Consider the following 19,285-nt stretch of genomic DNA (forward strand, 5'->3'; position numbering starts at 1 on the left):
ATAAATTCATTACCTTAGTGCTTCTAAAAAAACAACGGATGAAAAAGCTGATAGTAGGCATGTTGACGTGGGGCTTTGTAGTGGTATCGAGCATTGCCAACGCGCAAATTGTAACAGATAACAGCAAGGAAGAGCTAGGCAAACCTTACCGACCTGAGGCTGATGCCCAGGCCGATATCGATAGCTTATTGCAGATAGCCAAGATAGATGGTAAAACGTTGATTATTCAGGCTGGTGGAAATTGGTGTATTTGGTGCCTTCGCTTCAACAATTATATCCATCGCGATGCGGAAGTGCGCGCCCTGCTGGAAAGTGACTTTTTATATTACCATCTCAACTACTCCAAAGAGAACACAAACGAAGCTGTGTTTGAACGCTACGCACCGAAAGGCAGCGCGCTGGGATATCCGTTTTTTATCATACTGAATGATCAGGGCGAAGTGCTCGCCGTGCGCGACAGTGGTTCCTTGGAAGCGGGACAAAGCTACGACCGCTCGAAGGTCTTGGCCTTCTTCAATAGCTATAGGCGATAGTAGCAGCTATTTTGATATGTTGGAAGAACTGCTGATTGAACAGGTTACTGCTGCTGTCACTTGGCGTTTGCGGCAAGTGGTGCTATACCCTGCAGGCACACTTGCCGATGTCATGATTGATGGGGATTTTGAGGCTACCCATTTTGGGGCTTATCACGATAACAATCTTGTTGGGGTAATTTCGCTATTTGCTGCAGGCGACAGTTTGCAGTTTAGGAAGTTTGCCGTCCGGGCAGACTACCAAGGCAAGGGCGTGGGAACTGCGCTTCTGCGCAGGGTATTTGCCTATGCCAAGGAATGGGAGATCACTTTAATTTGGTGCCACGCCCGCTTATCCGCGATATCGTATTATGAGCGGGTAGGTATGCACCAAGAGGGGATCCCCTTTGAACGAAATGGTGTGGGGTATGTGCGTATGACATTAGCGATTTAAGGCCCTTTAGTCAAAAAACGATATAGAAAGTAACGCTTTTTCGTCGTTGCTAGACCGGGGGAAAAGCGACGCGGCAATCTCACCTTATACAAATAAAGAGTGCCGCGTCATGCTTCCCCGAGAAAATGCATTTTAAGTGAATCAACCTTAAGATGGTTTTGTTTTATTAACTAATTCTTGTCGAGCAAGTGTCGAAATTTTGTACGGTTGTCGATAATCATCCATATGTTAATTAGCAAGAGCGGCAATGAAATGGCCAAGCCGCTTGGCTCGAAGGTGGAATTGTGCACGACGATACCGATCATCACCGGGAGGATGACAACCGAGCCCAAAGCCCGTGTCCTTGGAAAAATAAATAATATGCCGCCGACGATTTCTACCAATCCTACCAAGGGAATTATCCATTTCAGTCGCTCGATTGCAGCAAAAATTTCTGCTTGTTCGGGCGTAAGCGCTGGCATGGGCATGTAGTTGAAAAATTTGTTCAGACCTGCGTTAATGAACATCAAGCCGAATAGTAAGCTGAAGATGAATTTAATAATTTTCATGACGATTACGTTTATATTGTTGATCCTAGCAAATGTAGTGTAGAAATCTGTATTTCCAATAGTCGTTTCCATTTCTTGCCTTAGGGAAAGGCCTGGAAAAAACTTAAAAGGGTTGGCAGCTTTATTTGCCACCAACCCTGTCTATTATCTACGGAGCGGGTGCTCTTTATTTATTTCCGTTATGTCAACATCATCACGATTGGAGTCGCCCAACAGGTGTTCGGCAAAGTAGTCTGCCATTTTCCAAAAGAAGTATTCTGTCATGTTGCCGAAACCATGGCGTTGACCCGGCAAGAGCACGAAATCGAATCGCTTATTTGCTTTGATTAGTGCTTCGGCCATACGGATCGAGTTTGCGGGATGTACATTATTATCGATGTCACCGGTAGCAATGAGCAGTTTACCTTTTAAGTTTTTAGCCAATTCCGTGTTTTTTTCTATCTGATAGGAGAAGGTTGTATCACCTTTCGCACTGACCTTCTCGGCCACACCATGGTGGCGCTCGCTCCACCAGCGGTTGTAAATATTGTTTTCATGGTTTCCGGCGCCGGACACGGCTACTTTAAAGAAATCGGGATACACTAACATGGCTGCGGTAGACATAAATCCACCACCAGAATGCCCCGTAATACCTACACGATCAATATCGATAAACGAATAGCGATTAGCCAATTGCTCGGCAGCCACTTTTTTGTCTTCTAGACCGTAGTCGCGGAGATTACCGTAGCCGTAGGTATGGTACCATTTCGAACGATCGGGATGGCCACCGCGATTACCCACTGTGATCACGATAAAGCCCATTTGTGCGAGGCGATCAATCCGGTCCATACTGCGGCCGAAGGCTTTGTTAACAGCTTCGGTTTGCGGTCCCGGATAAACATACTCCACGATAGGGTATACGCGGGTAGAGTCAAAATCGAAAGGTTTGTACATCACCCCGTATAGATCGGTGATGCCGTCGCCCGCCTTCACACTGAAAGGCTCCGGAAATTTGTAGCCCGCCGCAAACAATAGATCCAAGTCGGCTTCTTCCAATTTCATGATCAGTTGCCCACTGGAACTATATAAGTGTGATTGCGGGACGGAGTTTACGCGGGATGAATTGTTGACGAAATATTTACCACTTTCACTCATCTCTACCTGATGGTCGAAATCACCTTTGTTCAGCAATCTCGGCTCGCCACCGGATAGCGGCAACGTGTAGTGATGGAGGTAGTACGGATCTTCATTACGCTCTTTCCCGTTGGCAGTAAAGGTAAATTGCTGTGTCGACGCGTCAAAACCAGTCACATCATTACAGTTGAACTCGCCATGAGTTAGTTGTTTGACTAGCTTTCCATCCTTATTGTATAGGTAGAAATGTCCCCATCCGTCGCGTTGCGACCAATGTATAAACTGACTCCCATTTTTGATGAAATATGGTTTTTTAATATCCAAATATACATTAGAGCGCTCCTCTACCACCTGACGGGTTTGACCACTGATGTTTACGGCAACGATATCAATTCGTTTTAGGTCACGGCTGGACCGGTTAATGTAGAATTCGTCGTTATCGCCCAACCAGTAGCTAATATAATATTTCCCTTTGTAGCTCGACTTGTCAGCATCTTTATTGTAAATGCCCACGGTTTGGTTTTTAAACGCGTTTATTGGGATCTTTTTGGCAGTTAATGCTTGTGCGTTAAACACGTATAGATCTACCTCTGTCGAGTCGATCTCACCCGGCATTAAATATTTGTAGGTCTCCAAGGTTGGACGCTGTTGGCCAACATTGTTGATGACCCAAAGCGGACTCAGGTGACGGTTGTCTTTACGGGTCAATGCGAAATATTGTCCATTTGGGGACCAAAGTAACCGCACACCTTGCCGTTTCGTGGTTTCGTCATCCTCTTTGTCGCCCCCTGTAGTGGTGCTGTACTGATCGCCTCCCCAAGCATAATGTTGTACGCCATCTGTCGTGAATTGGTGCTCGACAATAGTGGAATCCTTTTCGTCTTTCAAGGCTTTGGCATAGTTTGCTTTGTCCATCCAGTAAAGGTTGTAGTTTTTTGCAAAGAAAATACGGCTGGTATCTGGGGAAAAGCTCGCCCAGTATGGTTTTGGCTTTTCTTTACTGCTTTCTTCCAATTCTTTAACTTGTTTCGTGGCGAGATCATATTCTAGATAGAATATTTTCTTTTTGAGTGTGTCAGATTTGTTTTTGAGCTTCCCGATTTCCTCTTTGCTTTTTACCGTGTCCTTCGTGCTCTTGACTTCGAAACGGAGGCGTTTTTCATCATCCGTAAATGTTAAGTTTTCGAGCGATAGGTGTTGTGCATCGAACGGGTTTTTTACAATGCTCGTTACCTGGGCTGCAAGATCCGCATTATTGAAAAGAAGTTGCCGTGATTTTGCCTGTGGATCGACCAAATACCACTTCTTTCCGGTCGAAGTACGATATTCATACCAAAATCGGTCGCTGTGATTTATCCAATTCGGTCGGACATCGGTCGAGAAAATAAGATTTTGCAACTTGGTTGGAGAGAATTTTGCAGCTAAGCCATAGTTGGCCTTATCGGGCTGCTTTTTTTGCTCTTGAGCTGGCGAAATAAAGTATATGCCAGCCAATAGAACGGTGCAGAGTTTTCGCATATTGGTGTTAGTGATTTTTTCGCTAAAGTAGCGAAAAGTGTAACCTATATCGGCGGGCTAATTGTAAAAATTTAACGACATGAAAGTTTTGTGGCGTTCGCCCTAATGTGGGTGCGGTGTAAAAAGACGAGCGCTGCGCACCAGCTTATTTAGCAGATATACGTTAACTAAAAATGATCGAAGAGGACGACAGCTTATGACGGGTCCTAGAAACAGGGAGAGTGTACAAGCTATACGGAAAGATTATTACCGTTTTCTTTCATTCTCCGATAGGATCTCAAGGTCTTTGCAAAAGTTAGCAGCCAGCGTTTCGTCAGTCGCCCAAGATGTAATAATACGCACGGCAGCGTGTGTTTCATCGATCTCGGTCCATATATAAAAGGCATATTTGGCAAGAAGTTGATCAATCACTTTTCTTGGTAAAATAGGGAATAGCTGGTTGGTTTGGGGAGGTGTCAAGAACGAAAATCCCAATGCTATGAGACGGTCGGCAATCTGCTGGGCGCAACGGTTAGCTTTTTTCGCAAGATTAAAATATAGATCATCTGTAAATAAGGTGAGAAATTGTATACCTAAAATGCGGCCTTTGGCTAGTAGCGCACCTTTTTGCTTGAGGATGTAATCAAAATCCTCAGCTAGGTCTGCTGTGCGGAATACAATGGCTTCTCCAAGTAGTGCGCCGTTTTTTGTTCCGCCAATATAAAAGACGTCTGTATAGGAGGCGATGTCGGCGAGGGATAAATCATTGTCTTTCGCCGTTAAAGCGTGTCCCAACCGCGCGCCGTCGAGGAAAAGAAAAAGGTCATGCTGCCTACATATCGCATGCAACGCCATAAGTTCGTCTTTGCGGTAGATTGTTCCTAGTTCGGTAGAATTAGAGATATACAACATTTTCGGTTTCACCACATGTGGGCGCAGTTGGTGCGCGGCTATGACTGCGGCAACGTCTGACGCTGTTACTTTACCATTTACCGAATCCACGGTAATGATACGGTGTCCGATAGCTTCGATGGCTCCGGTTTCGTTGGCGTAGATATGGCCGGTTTTCGCGCTAATTACGGCTTCATGCGGTCGCAAGAGGTGAGAAATCACCAATAAATTGGCCTGGGTTCCGCCAGAAACGAAATAGATCGGTGCCTCCGGATTGTTGATCTGGCCGCGAATCGCTTCCTTCGCATTTTTGGAATAATGATCTTCGCCGTAACCTAGCTCTTGCACAAGATTACTGCTGAAGAGTTGTTCCAAAATCAGGGGATGTGCCCCTTCGGCGTAATCATTTTTAAAGTTGTACATCGCGTCGTTTCAAGCTACAAAAGTACGGTGTTTATGCCAACCATTGGTTTTTTTCTAAACTTTTAGGTAGTGAAATAGGTTCTTTATTTGAACAAAATTAAATAGACAGCTTATGGCAAAGGAAAAATTTCAGGTAGTAAAGTCGCACTTTACCATTTTAAAAAATGCAGTAACAGGTTTCATGGGCGAGGATGGTCTAAAATTTAGCGCGTCATTGGCCTATTACACAGTGTTTTCCTTAGGTCCAATGTTGGTTTTGATCATCTCTTTGGCTGGTGTTTTTCTCGGTCAAGATGCTACGCAAGGAAAAGTTTACGAAGAGCTGCGGGAATTTGTCGGTTCGAGTGCGGCGCAACAAGTGCAGGAAGTTATTGCGAACCTATCTCTTTCAGGTAAGTCTACCATGGCGCTGATCATCAGTGCGGTGACTTTGCTTTTGGGAGCCACTACGGTATTTGGGGATATTCAAAACTCCATCAACAAAATTTGGCAAGTGCGCCCAAAAGTGAAAAAAGGATGGGTAAAGTTGATTAAAGATCGACTGCTTTCCTCGTCGCTTGTTATTGGACTAGGTTTTTTACTGGTTGTTACACTGATTGTAAATGGCATTATACTTGCGTTTACCGATCGTTTACAACGATTTTTCCCTGAGATTACGGTTTTTTTGTTTAGTTCGATTAATTTTTTGATATCCTTCGGGGTAATATTCATTTTGTTTGGCGTAATTTTTAAAGTGTTGCCAGATGTCAATATCAAGTGGAAGACTGTCCGTTCCGGTGCCTTGTTCACTGCATTGCTATTTGTTATTGGACGCTTTGGAATTGGCCTATACATAGAGAGCTCAAGTACAGAATCCACGTATGGCGCAGCGAGTTCAATTGTGCTAATTTTACTTTGGGTTTACTATACGGCAGCGATTCTGTATCTAGGTGCAACCTACACACGGGAGTATGCCGCTTATAAAGGGGTGCCGATAGAACCATCAGAATTTGCCGTGCATGTCGAGCTGCAAGAAACAGAGCGCGAAGTAAAAGTCGTTCCACCATCGACAGTCGGAAAGGAAGTTAGCGCGGATTAGTGCGTATAACAAAAAGCTATATATAAAAAAGGCATCTTAAAGGGTGCCTTTTTTTTTTACGAATGTCCCGTCCTGAAATATGGATACAAAAAAGAATCGTTATGGAAGATCATACACATTACATTAAGCGCACCCAGCGTGATTACACGATGAGTTTCAAGCTTACTCAAGAGGAGGAATGCGTTTGCAGTCTGTTAATAATGGCAATGCGTATACACGTAGCTACCAATACAATTCCTCGGGAAGCGTGATATCGGATGGTGCAAAACAGTTTAAGTATAACGAGCTTGGGCTTCCCAAACGAATTGACGATAAAAATAATATTCAAAAAGTTGCCTATATTTACGATGCAGAGGGACGCAAGCTTATCAAAAATGGTATCCAAGAAACTAGACATTATATAGACGGAGTTGAATATTTGGTAAACGGAACGATGGCAACCATAGATTTATTGCATACACATAATGGTTTAGCAAGACGAGTAGGCAACAATTATCTATTTGAGTATTTTTTAAAGGATCATTTAGGCAACACGCGTGTGGTACACGACGGTTCTGCAAATGTATTACAACAAACCGACTATTACCCTTTTGGACTAGAAATCAATCGAAAAATTAGCTCAAAGACAATATTCTTTTGATAAAAAATCGGTCACGGGTATTTCCTCAGATTGGGGAGATATTAAATCACGTGTTGATATAAGTAAAAATTGGGTAATAGGAATTAATCAAAATGGAAAATATATCTATATGTCTTCCTTTGATTCTAAAAGCATGAAGGATTTAATGAAGCAATTACGAAAAAATCAATAGCATGAAAATCTTTAGCATTGTCTTATTGTTGTCTACTTTGTTTACAGGCTGTGTTGCAAAAAGGGACATTTCTGGAAAGTATATGAATTCCGTGTTTGGGAGTATTGAGTTTTATAATGATTCGACTTACTATTTTGAAAAATCTACATATAATTTATTTTCCTATTCGTCAGGCGCGTGGAAAAAGTCTGCATCGAATTTTTTAGTGTTTTCTAGCGATGTCAAGAACGTGGCTGCTCCCTTGCTTTTAGAAAATTATGAATTGTCAGAGGGAGCCAATTACAACAGCATTAAAATTACACCCTATTTGTCTGATTTAGATAGTTTACAGGATTACCAGTGCTACATTTTTTTAGATGATGAATATTACAAAAAGGTGAGGTGTGATTCTTTAGCGGATATGTATGTTTCTAAGCATTTTAATGATATTTATTTTAAGATAGCAAAAGAACCATTGCTTTCAATGACGACGGCTATTTCGAAGCCTTTGACTACAGAGAAATTCACAGTTAGTAGTACATCAGGGAATATAATGAGTTTTAAGCTGTTCATAGAAAATTATAAATTCTTTTATGAACACTTTGATAATTATGTGCTTAAGGTTGGAAAAAAAAACTTGTTTTTTTTAGACCCCTATCACAATAAATGGTGTAGAATAAAGCGCATGGATAAGCAAAAGAACATATTTTCTTCCTTTGGTAAATCGTTCAGAAGAAATCCTTTAAAAATAGAGTAGTGTTTCTCTTATCGCCTTGATTCGCGATATCAATAATAAAAGGCTGTTTCATCAATCGAAACAGCCTTTTTGATTACAGTTTTGTCGGTGAGCAGCCCTGCTATCTACCAAGTCCTATTTTTATAATTTCGCTCGATATCTTCCAGTAAAGCCGTTGCATAATCCACGCCATTGAGTTGTCCGGCGTGCATGAGCGCACCGGGGCTAAAGACATTGATCTCCATAATCTTGTCTCCGACAATATCCAATCCGACGAAATACATACCATCTTCTTTCAGTTTTTCCGATACTTGGCTGACCGTATGCAGAATGCTATCGTCAATACCTGCCGCTTGAGCTTTACCGCCTTGATGTATGTTGCTACGAATATCGCCTTGTTGCTGTACGCGATTCACACTGGCGTATTTTCCATCCACGACTAGGGGCTTGCCATTAACCAAAAAGAAGCGAATATCTCCTTTCGCTGCAGCAGGAAGGTATTCTTGTGCTAAAAGATAGCCGTCACGTGCAATCACTTCTACAGTCTGTTTGAGGTTATGCCGTTCATCTTTCTTTTGCAGGAACACATTTTTCCCGCCAGAGCCTATCAAAGGCTTTAGGATCATTTGGTCTTCCTGTTGATCTAGAAAATGAACGACGTCGTCGTAGCTACGCGTAATTACAGTTTTTGGCCGAATATTTTTTGGGAAATATTCTAGGTAGAGCTTATTGGTTGCCTGCATAAGTTTGTCCGGGTCATTGATCACCCATGTGCCCTGCCGCTTGATCAACTGCGCAAACTGCAAGGCTGTTGCCGAGGCCCAAGGCCGGCTGATCATATCCAGCACAGGATCATACCGGATCCACAATACATCCATCTGTTTTGCATCGATAAATTTCTTTTTCTTCTCACGCAAATTATCCAACAATGCCTCTTCATCGGCAATATCTTCGCTAGGTTCCAAAATTCTACAATGTGCCCCTACGCTGTGCTCGTCGTGATACGAGAAATCCGCTAATCCGATATAAAAAATTTTGTGCCCGCGTTTGTGGGCCTTGAAAGCCAATAAGGTGGTTGTAAAGCTGACCTCCTCTTTATGGGTTTGGTTGATTAAAAATGCGATGTTCATACGTATATGCTAGTAATTTATCATTTTAAAAATGCTTGCGAAATGGTTGACCTTTTTAAGTTTATTTACATAAGGTTCTTGTAGATAACGCGGTTTCAATAAAGGTTGTTTTAGAATCCCGCGCTGCATCAGGTCGGCAATAATGGGTAGATAGTCTTCACGTATTTTGCCAATGGTTAGAATATCCAAATCTTTGCCCTCCTGTATGTATTCTATCAGTTCCATGAATCCTTGAAGGTAAAGCGCGTCCTTTGTCAGTCCACCTGAACGATATACACGCATCGTCATGCTGAACGCTGTTTCTTCGTCAAAACGAAAATCTTCATGAAGCATATCAAACGTTTCCACGAAGGAGTGCCCAAGAAGCATGTAGCGTACCGCCAACACGCGTCCGGCAAGGATACGCAAGCGATCGTTTGTCAGTCCGTCTACCATGTATTCAGCGAGTACAGCCAATCCCTCTTGCAGCTGCTCATAGCCCGGAACTCCTTGACGGAAGAGACTGAATGTTTGCTCTTTTCCGTTAAAATAGGTGATGATGTGTGTACCTACCTCGTGTTGGATAAGGGCTTGTGCGCGTTTTCGGCTGATGCGGTATTGTTTACTGATATTCAGTACGCCATGGTTAACCATCACGCCAGCGATATCATCTCGAATACGGATGCTCGTGCCGAAGCGCGGTGCCTGTTGTTGCAAAAAGGAAATTTCTTCTCTGGCCAACTGTGCAAATTGCTGCGCATCGAGTTCGTCCTCCTCGGGCCTTTCCGTTTGGGGGATGCTGTCAATGGCGATGAGAAGCGCCTTGGCCACTTCATATAAACTATCGCTGACATTTCCAAAAACCATGAGGCTACCGTGTTTGAAATCAGGCGTTCCCCGAGAGGCCAACATCGTCATCATGTCGTCCAGCTCGCGACGTTTGTCTCTGAACAGATAAGCAATCGTTGGATCGTAAATATCTTCGATGCGTAAATTGTACAAATTGCGTTTTACAATGTCAGGATCAATAGGCATCGGTCTATAGTGGAATTTCGGCGTCTTCCTGAATTTTTCTTTTTTAAATTGTAACCAAGCGTCATTGGCGTTTATGGGGGTGGTTAGGAGTAAAAAATCGAACCGCTGACTTTCCTTTGCCAAACCAGCATCAATCTCGTAAATGTGTTCATTCAAGCGTTCGTGTACTTTCATTCGGAAATGCGCCGCACGAACGTTGGTGTGTAATCGTACAAATTCAAAGAATAGCCTAGATAGGCTTTTTGCTAATGCTTCACGCATATTTCGGAGCAATATGGGCAGATGTTTACCGTCCGTATCCTCGTATCGTTTCCGGATAGATAAGCCCAGCGACAGCACAAGGTTATCTTTGGCATCCTGTACATCGGCCAATGCCGGGAGATGCGGTGGGCTTGGAAGTTTGGTGCCTTTTTTTAAATCTACGAGTAGTTCCTGCGACTCGGTACGGATGTTCTTTGTGAGGTATTCTGCCAATTCCAATCCGTTTTTTTGTGCCAGATGCACCGCCACATCGCTTGTTTGCTCTTCTTCAATGGCATTCCAAACTTCCACTAAAAGACAGGTTCCAAACTCATCAGCCAAGGCTCTAGAGATCTTGCGAATCCAGCTGCCGATTTCATCAGCGGCCTTTTCGGGGATGAAAATGATACTAGCCAATTCAGATTTTGCCAGTTCCGCTAGCAATCGATCTTTGCCATCCAAAGGTGTTCTATAGATGAAAATGTAGGGAACGATCTTATTAAAAATTATTTTCCCTGTATTGGGTATCTGCTTGTGGATCGGCCTGTTATCTTTTATTGCTTGTAGTACTTGCGGCAATATTTTATCTTGAGCTTCCATCGGACAGCATGTTTTGTAAATCCTTGAGTGCATGCATCAGCAACTGTTTATAGGCCTGTATCACGGGTGTTAATGGCACCCCTGTCCACTCGTCCATGAAATCTTTCCGAAACTCCACTGAAAGCACACAGCCTTTATCGCCATATTTTTGAAGCAAATACTGCGCAAGTTGGCCACCTTTGAACTTCACGTTTTCGCGGATGTCAATGTTCGTGTCAAGCACTTGCTGCGCCGATACGGTCGCCATAAACCGATCGATAACGGGGCGCCATTTCTCGTCGTTATACAGCGTACCCAAATTTATCTGTGGGTTTACGACTTCGTCGACGATTTCATCGGGGCTTTTTCGCTTTGCGTTGTAGCTATGGATGTCGAAGACAATAAAATAACCATGCGCTGCAATGCTTTCCGCAATCCACATATCTATTTTTTTATAGATAGATAGGTAATCTTGCTGAAGCTGTTGCAGTAGGTGCTCAGGGGGAAGCTCCCTGTAAACCTGAAGCCCCCATGCCATTTCCGGATGGCGATAGATGGCTTTTTCCAAGGTTCTATTGATATCCAATTGAAAACGGGATGTCCGTACGATAAACTGATTGCAAGGAAGTTCAGCCATACATCCCGTATGTGGATCTTCCTCGCGTAGACGCTCGTCTTCGTTGAGCTGGTAATAGCTTTCCAGCATAGGACTGATATGGTGCCCGTCGTGGATGGCGAAAGCCCAAAAGGCATTAGCTGCTTTACGTACATTAAACTCAAATAGTGTCGGCATACAATAAGGTTTTATTCTTTGTATTGATAACGTGTTAAACAATAAATAGTTTTGATTATGCCTTGGATAAGGGCGAGGTCTTCAGGCTTTCATCAGATCTCGCCCACGTGCTTTTAAACGAAATTGACCCAACGGGAATTTAGGCATTAAAATTTCGCTGCAAAAGCCTTAAATGCTGCGAGCACATCCTTTAAGAATTTAGATGTTTCCTCGCTATTCAGATGACCCTCGTCATCAAATAGATTTTGTATGTTGGCAATATATACTTCCGGTTGCTGAAGAGTCGGCATATTTAAAAAGACTAACGATTGCCGAAGGTGATGATTGGCGCCGAAACCGCTGATATTACTAATCGAAGTAGAAATGACAAGCGCCGGTTTTCCATCCCAACTACTGCTGCCGTAAGGACGTGAGCCTACGTCAAGCGCATTTTTTAAGACAGCTGGGACCGATCTGTTGTATTCTGGCGTAATGAAGATAACGCCTGCCAATGATTTGATCTTATCACGGAACGGTTTATACTCCGCAGGACTGCCTTCTTCGTCGAAATCTTGATTATACATACTGAGTTGGCCAATTTCGATCAGTTCGAAGGTGTAGCCACTCGGTGCATTCGCTATAAGAAAATTTGCGGTTTTCTTACTGAATGACTCTTTTCTTAAAGAGCCGACAAGTATACCTATTGTTTTTTCTGCCATAATGTTTCCTTTCTTTTTCTTAGGGAACAATGATGGCGCCATTAAGTTTTGATAAAACGGCCGAACCTAAAAGATACCGGAGGGGCACAGCGGGCTCCTCCGGCATGATGGCTATTTTACTTCAATGACTGTTCCTTCTTGCTTATCGGCAGGAGGTGGAGTGTCATCTCTTTGCTTCTCTACCGTGATTTTGCATTCGGTCAACAAAGCCGCTAAAGCGCCGATAGCAGCAAATATAGGGGCAAATACAACGCCTACCACACCGATGGTAACCGGGAAGCTCATTAACTCTTTGCCCGATTTGTCGGATATGCTGATCTTGGTGACATTCCCTTCGGCAATAATTTCTTTGATTTTCTTCAGGAGGTTCTCGCCATTGACGAAAAATGTTTCTTTAATTGACATAACGATTCTATTTTAATACATTTAATAATACAACAATTTTATGTTTACCTTGTTTACGGAAGCTGCAGCTTTTCCAGCATCTGCATCCGTATGTTGGTTTGATGCTGCAAAAGCTTGTCATAATCCGATTCCCGGTCGGTCAGCTTCATGACGAGCACAAACAGTTCTATGGCCAAGAAGAAAAGCATAAACAGCAAATAAACGAATATACCAATTTTTGACGAGGTGACCACATCGTGCAGCAAGGTAAGCTCGTCCAAAAATCCGGTGGCCGCTTTCAGTTCGTTCTCTTTGCGCTCTTTGATGGTTGTAATGGAGGCTGCCAACTCAAATTTCTTGGTCTGCAGTGTTTCAATTTGTTTATGCAGTTGCTCCATTTCCAATTTCTTGGGGTTCTCCATGACCGAACGATTGGTAGTCTGCGTGCTATTAAGTTCCTTGCCAGTATTGTCTTTTGTTACACTTTTGTTGGTGTAAGTAGTGACGATGACCGGGTTTTTCTTAAGGTCTAGGCTTACGGCATCGTATTTTTTTGTGGCCGAGGCGATCAAGCTGTCCAAGTCGGCTATTTGTTTTTGCAGATCCGCTTCAGATTGCTTGACGGCCAGTTTAACCCGTTCGTCCATCACTTGGGCCTTGCGGAGCTCGATGTCGTCTTTAAAGGTTATTTGATCCATAATAAAGGCACCCAGAATAGACATCACCACGGCCAGCAGAATACGGAAACCACTGGACCAGGCGCTTACCTTGGTGGATAGGATAATGATGCGCTCGATCTGTATAATGACAAAACACATCAACAGGGCACCGGCGAGGCCGCCCACCATGCCGAAGTGGAGGTATCGCGTAGCAAAGCTGTAACCGATGAAAAACCAAACCAAGGTAATCAGCAGCATGGCTGAGGTATATTTTTTTACGTTTTTTGACGACTGTTCACTGGAATTTTTTACGAGATTGTAATTAAATCCCGTTAGGAAACAGCCGAATTTCAACCACCAGTCTTTCATGTGCTAAAATTTTTTGGATAATAAATACGTTTGTGTGATGGAGGCCATCCCTTTCATAAAACCACGTTTGTAGGCCAATACGGCGCGTTCACATAGACCGGTGTCCGTTTCCAAAGAATTTTCAAAAGCGGCAACTTTGGCAATATGTGCCTGCAGGTCGGTCTGCTTGATCTTAAGCTCTTCTACAAGATCTACTAGGCCCGCGCGTCCGCGGGAATGTATATGAAATTCCAAATCTTTCATCAGCGACTCATGGTAAGTCTTCACTTGGTGTATAAGGATTTCTAAATCATATTTTATCAGGCGCAGGTTATCGTTTTTGTAACCTTCGTCCGGGCTTATCAAGGCGTCGTTGAAGCCGCGACCTTCGAAATCCTGCTGCAGATAGGCATAGATCAAAAATATACCTTGATTATCGTGTACAGAGGCACCGTTCAGCTGGTTGTGATCTACCTTAGGTACCGATGTGCTGTCGGGCGTCAGTGCTGTTGGCTCTATCGGTGTTGCCGATAGCTCCTTCTTATTAAATTTTGAAAACCATCCCATCGTTATTGCTTGTTTTTGGCAAAGTAAGTTGCCGAGAGGTATTTCTGACAGCTATTTTAGGTGAGTGGTCGTAAAAATTAGGCGAAAGCCCAAAGAACGTCGGTGAAAAAATGTCGAAAAGTCTGTAACAAAATAGTTAATAGCACTACTAATGTAGAAAACTAAAACTTTAGCCGATGAGTTTACAGATAACCGGATTAACAAAAACGTATAAAAATGGCGTGAAGGCGCTGGACAATATTCACCTTGAAATAGGGAAGGGGATGTTTGGCCTATTGGGGCCTAATGGGGCGGGCAAGTCGTCGCTGATGCGGACCATTGCTACCCTGCAACAACCGGATGCCGGTGGTATCCGCTTTCGCGATATCGATGTGCTAAACGATAAAATGGGTTTGCGCAAAGTGTTGGGCTACCTCCCACAAGAATTTGGTGTCTACCCAAATATTTCTGCCGAAGAGCTATTGGACTACTTTGCGCAGCTGAAGGGCATAACCGTGAAAAGTGACCGGAAGAAAATTATTCAAGAGGTATTGGAGATTACCAATCTGTTTGATGTGCGGGATAAAAGTGTAAGCGGCTATTCCGGGGGGATGAAGCAACGTTTTGGTATTGCGCAATTGTTGCTGAATAGGCCACAGCTAATTATTGTAGATGAACCGACGGCTGGATTGGATCCCGCGGAACGTCAGCGTTTCCTAAATGTGCTGCGTGAAATAGGCACGGACAATACCGTTATTTTCTCCACCCATATTGTGGATGATGTACGGGAGCTATGCCATGAACTGGCGATCCTCAACGGAGGTCGAGTGTTGTATCGCGGTACAGCGCAGCAGGGACAAGATATGTTGGCGGGCAAAATATGGACAAAAACCATCGATCGCGTCGATTTTGAGGAAGAGAACAAGCGCTACAATCTGATTTCTTCCAATTATAATCCTGATAACTCATTGAACATAAGGATGTACCATGAAGTGAAGCCGGATGATTCGGTGCACGACGCTAAGCCCATATTGGAAGATGTTTATTTCGTAAACCTAAAGCAGGAAGTCGTACATGTTTAAGGCCATTTTTACATTTGAGCTAAAACGCTGGTTTAAGAATCCTGCGTTTTACATTTACGGAGCCCTTTTTTTTGTATTCGCACTTTTTACCATGGGTAGTAGCTTAGGCGTTTTGGATCAGGCCACGGCGACGACCTCCAGCCCGGTATACGCCAATTCGCCAATGAGTGTGAGCGGTATGTTGAATGCGTTATCGATTTTCGTTTATTTTGTTCTTCCAACTATCGTGGGAGCCTCCATTTATCGTGATTTCCGGTATGGCGTCCATCATGTGCTCTATTCCTATTCGTTGGATAAAACATCGTACCTCTCCGCTAAGTTTCTGAGCTCGCTCTTGGTTACCGTGCTTATTGTGTGCATGACAACGCTGGGTTTCTTGGCGGCGCAGTTGCTCCCCAATGTAAATCCAGAGTTGCTGGGTCCCAATCACCCATGGTCTTTTTTACAGGCGTATTTCTATTTCGTCATTCCAAACTTAATCTTATTTGGAGCCATAGTGTTTGCATTAGTTACCTATACACGAAATATCTACATCGGTTTTATATTCATTATTTTTCTTTTTGTGCTGGACGCTTTCCTAGGGCAGTTGCGTAGCAATATGGATAATGAGTTTTTTGCCTCCTTGATTGACCCTTTTGGCTTCGATGCAATGCGCTACGAAACCAAATATTGGACCGTGGACGAACAAAACGTAAACAACATTCCATTCCGCGGGGCGATCCTTTACAACAGATTGATCTGGGGGGGATTGGGGCTAGCTGTGTTGGCTACGATATACCTGACTTTCAGCTTCTCCTATGCAGGACTGCAAGTGGGCAAGACAAAAGCATCAAAACGCGTGACTAAAAACAATTTTGGAAGCATCATGATGGTCAACCTTCCAACGGTAAAGTTGAATTATTCATTTTTTTCTTCCTTGAAAACGGCTTGGAACCTCTCACAGCACGATTTTAAGTACATCATCAAAAACTGGGTATTCATCATCATGATGATATTTGCGGTATTGATGGTGGCGGTGATGACCTCTTCAGCGGGACAGCTATATGGGACGGAAACCTATCCCGTCACTTGGATGATGCTGCGCAACACCGGTAGCATTTACAGCTTTTTCCTGACGTTGATTATATACCTGTTTTCAGGACTGTTGGTGCAACGAGCGAGTTTGGCGCGCATGAACTTGTTGGTCGATGCGACGGCTATCCCCAACTGGGCGATGTTCCTCTCGAAGTTTATTGCCATGCTCAAGATCACTTTGCTCGTGCTGTTCGTCAGTATGCTGACAGGTATTGGATACCAAATTTCGAAAGGATATTTTCAGGTGGAAATTGGACATTACCTCTATGAGCTTTTCGTGCTGGATATGTTGAACTATGTTTTGTTGATCCTGTTCGCCCTGTTCATACATGCCTTTTTCAAAAACTATTACATCGGATTTTTTGTCTGCTTGGTGATTGTTATGGTGATGCCTATGCTATCCAAAGTTGGTCTGGAACAGTCTATTTTTAAATTCAACCAAGGGCCGCGCTACAGCTATTCGGATATGAATGGCTACGGTGACGTAAGACATTATATTTGGTACAAGGTGTATTGGTTTCTGTTTGTGCTTTTTCTGAGCGGCATTACGCTATTATTTTGGCGCCGTGGTATCATTTCGAGCATCAAAGATCGTTGGTTAACCGCAAAAAGCCGAGCGACAGCGGCGATCTATATCCCGATGTTGACTGCGCTATTGCTTTTCATATCCTTGGGATTTGCCATCTACCGAGAGAAGAATATCGTTGACCGCTATGTGTCGGCCAAGCAGCAAGAGCAGGAACAGGTGGATTATGAAAAGAAATACAAAAAGTACCAAGGCAAGGCGCAGCCTCGTATTGTGCAGGTAAAGGTACAGATGGATATCTATCCCTCCAAGCGTGATTTTGTGGCCAAGGTAGACTACGTATTAAAGAACAAGTCGTCGGTCGCCATTGACTCTGTTTTCATCAACTACAATGATCTGGTGGATTCCATGCGCCTTGTTGGAGCCAAATTGGTCTTAAAAGATAGTTTGGCAGATTTTGATATTTATAAACTGGATCGTCCAATGGCGCCTGGCGATAGCATACAATTGTTTTCCCACGTTAAAAATAAGCCAAACAACTTTTTATTTGATCGCTCGGTTATTTTGGAAAATGGAACCTTTGTTAACAATAGTTCTTTCCCGAGCATAGGTTACCAAGATGGCGTCGAACTACTGGACAATGATGTGCGCAAAAAATATGGTTTACCCGCGCGCGATCGGATGGCGGAACCTACGGATAAGAAAGCACGGCAAAATACCTACATTGCCAACGATTCCGATTGGATACGCTTTGAAACGGTGGTGAGTACGGACGCCGATCAGATAGCTATTGCGCCAGGAATCCTCCAGAAGGATTGGAAAGAAGGCAATCGCCACTTTTTCCATTACCAAATGGATCAAAAGATGCTCAATTTTTATTCGTTCATCAGCGCGCGCTACGAAGTAAAAAAGGAGCATTGGCAGGGTATTAACCTGGAAATATACTACCACAAGGGACATGAGTACAACCTGGATCGCATGATGGCATCGATGAAGAAATCGTTAGCATATTATGGCAGCTCGTTCAGCCCGTATCAATTCAACCAAATGCGTATCATCGAATTTCCAGTAACGCATGGCACCTTTGCCCAGGCGTTTGCCAATACGGTTCCGTTTTCGGAAGGGATCGGTTTTATCGCTCATGTGGATGATAGAAATCCCAACGCCGTGGATTATCCCTATAGCGTGATTTCGCACGAACTTGCCCATCAGTGGTGGGCGCACCAAGTGATCGGAGCAAACGTCAAGGGATCTACCATGTTATCGGAGTCTATGGCAGAATATAGTTCGCTCAAAGTATTGGAGAAGACTTATGGTCATTTTCAAATGCGCAAATTTTTGAAAGAGTCGCTTGATAGCTATCTTACGGGGCGCGGCAATGAACCATTTAAAGAAAATCCACTGATTCTCAACGAAAATCAACAGTATATCCATTACAATAAAGGAGCTGTCGTGATGTATGCCATGAGTGACTTTATGGGGGAAGAGAAATTCAACAGTTTTTTGAAAGACTATGTCTCGCATGTAGCTTTTCAAGAGGCACCCTACACCACATCTTTGGAATTTGTGGATCTGCTGAAGCAACATACGCCAGACTCCTTGAAGTACCTCATCAAAGACATGTATGAAACAATAACGGTCTATGACAATAATGTGGAAACGGCGACGTACAAGAAGTTGTCTGACGATAAATATCAGGTCGATATAACGTTCAAAGTTCAGAAGTACCGCACGGACGATAAGGGGAAACGCGCTTACGAGGATGTGAAAGGACAGGCATTGAAAGAAAAGGTTGGAAAAAAAGAATTACAATCATTACCGCTGCAGGATTATGTAGATATCGCGGTATTCGGCGAGTCGAAGAAACAGGGTAATGCTGATGTCGATAACGAGATCTATATGGCGAGGCACAAGGTGACGAAGATCAACAACAAGGTTTCGTTGATCGTATCCGAACTGCCCAAAGAGGTTGGCGTCGATCCGTATAATAAGTTGATCGATACCAATTCCGATGATAACCGGAAAACACTTTAAATGATGTAGGCGGTATAAAGAAGATAAAAGCAACTACCTTTCGTCACTGCGAGAAGGAGGAACGACGGCGGAGCAATCTTAGAAAATAAAAATGCAGATTGCTTCGTCATACGTCCTCGCATGGCGCATTTTGAA

Annotated in this window: 17 protein-coding genes; 7 read left to right on the forward strand and 10 right to left on the reverse strand. The window is 43.5% G+C overall.

Annotated elements, in window-relative coordinates; translation table 11 throughout:
* Positions 1–38 precede the first annotated feature (38 nt).
* Both IE165_RS08245 and IE165_RS08250 read left to right on the forward strand, forming a co-directional pair.
* A complete protein-coding gene (locus IE165_RS08245) occupies positions 39–533 on the forward strand; it encodes a thioredoxin family protein (protein WP_189626127.1) in 495 nt (164 codons plus the stop codon).
* A gap of 16 nt (positions 534–549) precedes the next feature.
* Positions 550–966 (forward strand): GNAT family N-acetyltransferase, encoded by a 417-nt coding sequence (locus IE165_RS08250; protein WP_189626128.1) that lies wholly within the window; start codon positions 550–552, stop codon positions 964–966.
* Between the two features lie 170 nt (positions 967–1,136).
* Here the strand turns inward: IE165_RS08250 and IE165_RS08255 are convergent, their stop codons facing one another.
* The 3 genes from IE165_RS08255 to IE165_RS08265 all read right to left on the reverse strand — a co-directional run bounded on the left by IE165_RS08255 (position 1,137) and on the right by IE165_RS08265 (position 5,438).
* The gene (locus IE165_RS08255) at positions 1,137–1,514 is read right to left on the reverse strand and encodes a DoxX family protein (protein ID WP_189626129.1); all 378 of its coding nucleotides are present in this window, start codon (positions 1,512–1,514) and stop codon (positions 1,137–1,139) included.
* 144 nt (positions 1,515–1,658) lie between these two features.
* Positions 1,659–4,145, reverse strand: coding sequence for a S9 family peptidase (locus tag IE165_RS08260; RefSeq protein ID WP_189626130.1), 2,487 nt, complete (start codon positions 4,143–4,145; stop codon positions 1,659–1,661).
* A 246-nt stretch (positions 4,146–4,391) separates the two neighbouring features.
* Positions 4,392–5,438, reverse strand: coding sequence for a threonine aldolase family protein (locus tag IE165_RS08265; protein ID WP_189626131.1), 1,047 nt, complete (start codon positions 5,436–5,438; stop codon positions 4,392–4,394).
* 112 nt (positions 5,439–5,550) lie between these two features.
* Here IE165_RS08265 and IE165_RS08270 point away from each other — a divergent pair, with 112 nt between their 5' ends.
* The 3 genes from IE165_RS08270 (at position 5,551) to IE165_RS08280 (ending at position 8,064) form a co-directional block, all read left to right on the forward strand.
* Positions 5,551–6,516, forward strand: a complete 966-nt coding sequence (locus IE165_RS08270) for a YihY/virulence factor BrkB family protein (RefSeq protein ID WP_189626132.1) — start codon at positions 5,551–5,553, stop codon at positions 6,514–6,516.
* Positions 6,517–6,694: 178 nt separating this feature from the next.
* Positions 6,695–7,156 (forward strand): hypothetical protein, encoded by a 462-nt coding sequence (locus IE165_RS08275; RefSeq protein ID WP_189626133.1) that lies wholly within the window; start codon positions 6,695–6,697, stop codon positions 7,154–7,156.
* 173 nt (positions 7,157–7,329) lie between these two features.
* A complete protein-coding gene (locus IE165_RS08280) occupies positions 7,330–8,064 on the forward strand; it encodes a hypothetical protein (protein WP_189626134.1) in 735 nt (244 codons plus the stop codon).
* 104 nt (positions 8,065–8,168) lie between these two features.
* On the opposite strand, the gene IE165_RS08285 is transcribed toward IE165_RS08280, so the two are convergent.
* The 7 genes from IE165_RS08285 to IE165_RS08315 all read right to left on the reverse strand — a co-directional run bounded on the left by IE165_RS08285 (position 8,169) and on the right by IE165_RS08315 (position 14,455).
* The gene (locus tag IE165_RS08285; protein ID WP_189626135.1) at positions 8,169–9,173 is read right to left on the reverse strand and encodes an ATP-grasp domain-containing protein; all 1,005 of its coding nucleotides are present in this window, start codon (positions 9,171–9,173) and stop codon (positions 8,169–8,171) included.
* 9 nt (positions 9,174–9,182) lie between these two features.
* Positions 9,183–11,027 (reverse strand): peptidase MATCAP family protein, encoded by a 1,845-nt coding sequence (locus IE165_RS08290; RefSeq protein WP_189626136.1) that lies wholly within the window; start codon positions 11,025–11,027, stop codon positions 9,183–9,185.
* The gene (locus IE165_RS08295; protein WP_189626137.1) at positions 11,011–11,799 is read right to left on the reverse strand and encodes an N-formylglutamate amidohydrolase; all 789 of its coding nucleotides are present in this window, start codon (positions 11,797–11,799) and stop codon (positions 11,011–11,013) included. The genes IE165_RS08290 and IE165_RS08295 overlap by 17 nt, the downstream gene beginning before the upstream one ends.
* A gap of 146 nt (positions 11,800–11,945) precedes the next feature.
* Complete coding sequence (locus IE165_RS08300) at positions 11,946–12,497, reverse strand: NADPH-dependent FMN reductase (RefSeq protein ID WP_189626138.1); 552 nt, start codon at positions 12,495–12,497, stop codon at positions 11,946–11,948.
* A 111-nt stretch (positions 12,498–12,608) separates the two neighbouring features.
* Positions 12,609–12,902, reverse strand: coding sequence for a DUF4342 domain-containing protein (locus tag IE165_RS08305; protein WP_189626139.1), 294 nt, complete (start codon positions 12,900–12,902; stop codon positions 12,609–12,611).
* Between the two features lie 53 nt (positions 12,903–12,955).
* Complete coding sequence (locus IE165_RS08310) at positions 12,956–13,909, reverse strand: DUF4407 domain-containing protein (RefSeq protein ID WP_189626140.1); 954 nt, start codon at positions 13,907–13,909, stop codon at positions 12,956–12,958.
* A 3-nt stretch (positions 13,910–13,912) separates the two neighbouring features.
* Complete coding sequence (locus tag IE165_RS08315; RefSeq protein WP_189626141.1) at positions 13,913–14,455, reverse strand: hypothetical protein; 543 nt, start codon at positions 14,453–14,455, stop codon at positions 13,913–13,915.
* 176 nt (positions 14,456–14,631) lie between these two features.
* Between IE165_RS08315 and IE165_RS08320 the strand changes: the two genes are divergently transcribed.
* Together IE165_RS08320 and IE165_RS08325 are read left to right on the forward strand one after the other, a co-directional pair.
* On the forward strand, positions 14,632–15,516 hold the full coding sequence (locus tag IE165_RS08320; protein ID WP_189626142.1) for an ABC transporter ATP-binding protein: 885 nt from the start codon (positions 14,632–14,634) through the stop codon (positions 15,514–15,516).
* Positions 15,517–15,607: 91 nt separating this feature from the next.
* Entirely contained in the window at positions 15,608–19,150 is a 3,543-nt protein-coding gene (locus tag IE165_RS08325) for a M1 family aminopeptidase (protein ID WP_229826455.1), read from the forward strand.
* Positions 19,151–19,285 lie beyond the last annotated feature (135 nt).

The sequence above is a fragment of the Sphingobacterium griseoflavum genome (assembly GCF_014653155.1).
Taxonomy (GTDB): Bacteria; Bacteroidota; Bacteroidia; order Sphingobacteriales; family Sphingobacteriaceae; genus Sphingobacterium; species Sphingobacterium griseoflavum.

Coding starts and splice junctions, on each gene's coding strand:
- IE165_RS08285 (WP_189626135.1), bottom strand. CDS start 9,173: ATGAACATCGCATTTTTAATCAACCAAACCCATAAAGAGGAGGTCAGC.
- IE165_RS08275 (WP_189626133.1), top strand. CDS start 6,695: ATGCGTTTGCAGTCTGTTAATAATGGCAATGCGTATACACGTAGCTAC.
- IE165_RS08255 (WP_189626129.1), bottom strand. CDS start 1,514: ATGAAAATTATTAAATTCATCTTCAGCTTACTATTCGGCTTGATGTTC.
- IE165_RS08300 (WP_189626138.1), bottom strand. CDS start 12,497: ATGGCAGAAAAAACAATAGGTATACTTGTCGGCTCTTTAAGAAAAGAG.
- IE165_RS08320 (WP_189626142.1), top strand. CDS start 14,632: ATGAGTTTACAGATAACCGGATTAACAAAAACGTATAAAAATGGCGTG.
- IE165_RS08305 (WP_189626139.1), bottom strand. CDS start 12,902: ATGTCAATTAAAGAAACATTTTTCGTCAATGGCGAGAACCTCCTGAAG.
- IE165_RS08245 (WP_189626127.1), top strand. CDS start 39: ATGAAAAAGCTGATAGTAGGCATGTTGACGTGGGGCTTTGTAGTGGTA.
- IE165_RS08250 (WP_189626128.1), top strand. CDS start 550: ATGTTGGAAGAACTGCTGATTGAACAGGTTACTGCTGCTGTCACTTGG.
- IE165_RS08280 (WP_189626134.1), top strand. CDS start 7,330: ATGAAAATCTTTAGCATTGTCTTATTGTTGTCTACTTTGTTTACAGGC.
- IE165_RS08315 (WP_189626141.1), bottom strand. CDS start 14,455: ATGGGATGGTTTTCAAAATTTAATAAGAAGGAGCTATCGGCAACACCG.
- IE165_RS08310 (WP_189626140.1), bottom strand. CDS start 13,909: ATGAAAGACTGGTGGTTGAAATTCGGCTGTTTCCTAACGGGATTTAAT.
- IE165_RS08290 (WP_189626136.1), bottom strand. CDS start 11,027: ATGGAAGCTCAAGATAAAATATTGCCGCAAGTACTACAAGCAATAAAA.
- IE165_RS08260 (WP_189626130.1), bottom strand. CDS start 4,145: ATGCGAAAACTCTGCACCGTTCTATTGGCTGGCATATACTTTATTTCG.
- IE165_RS08295 (WP_189626137.1), bottom strand. CDS start 11,799: ATGCCGACACTATTTGAGTTTAATGTACGTAAAGCAGCTAATGCCTTT.
- IE165_RS08270 (WP_189626132.1), top strand. CDS start 5,551: ATGGCAAAGGAAAAATTTCAGGTAGTAAAGTCGCACTTTACCATTTTA.
- IE165_RS08325 (WP_229826455.1), top strand. CDS start 15,608: ATGGGTAGTAGCTTAGGCGTTTTGGATCAGGCCACGGCGACGACCTCC.
- IE165_RS08265 (WP_189626131.1), bottom strand. CDS start 5,438: ATGTACAACTTTAAAAATGATTACGCCGAAGGGGCACATCCCCTGATT.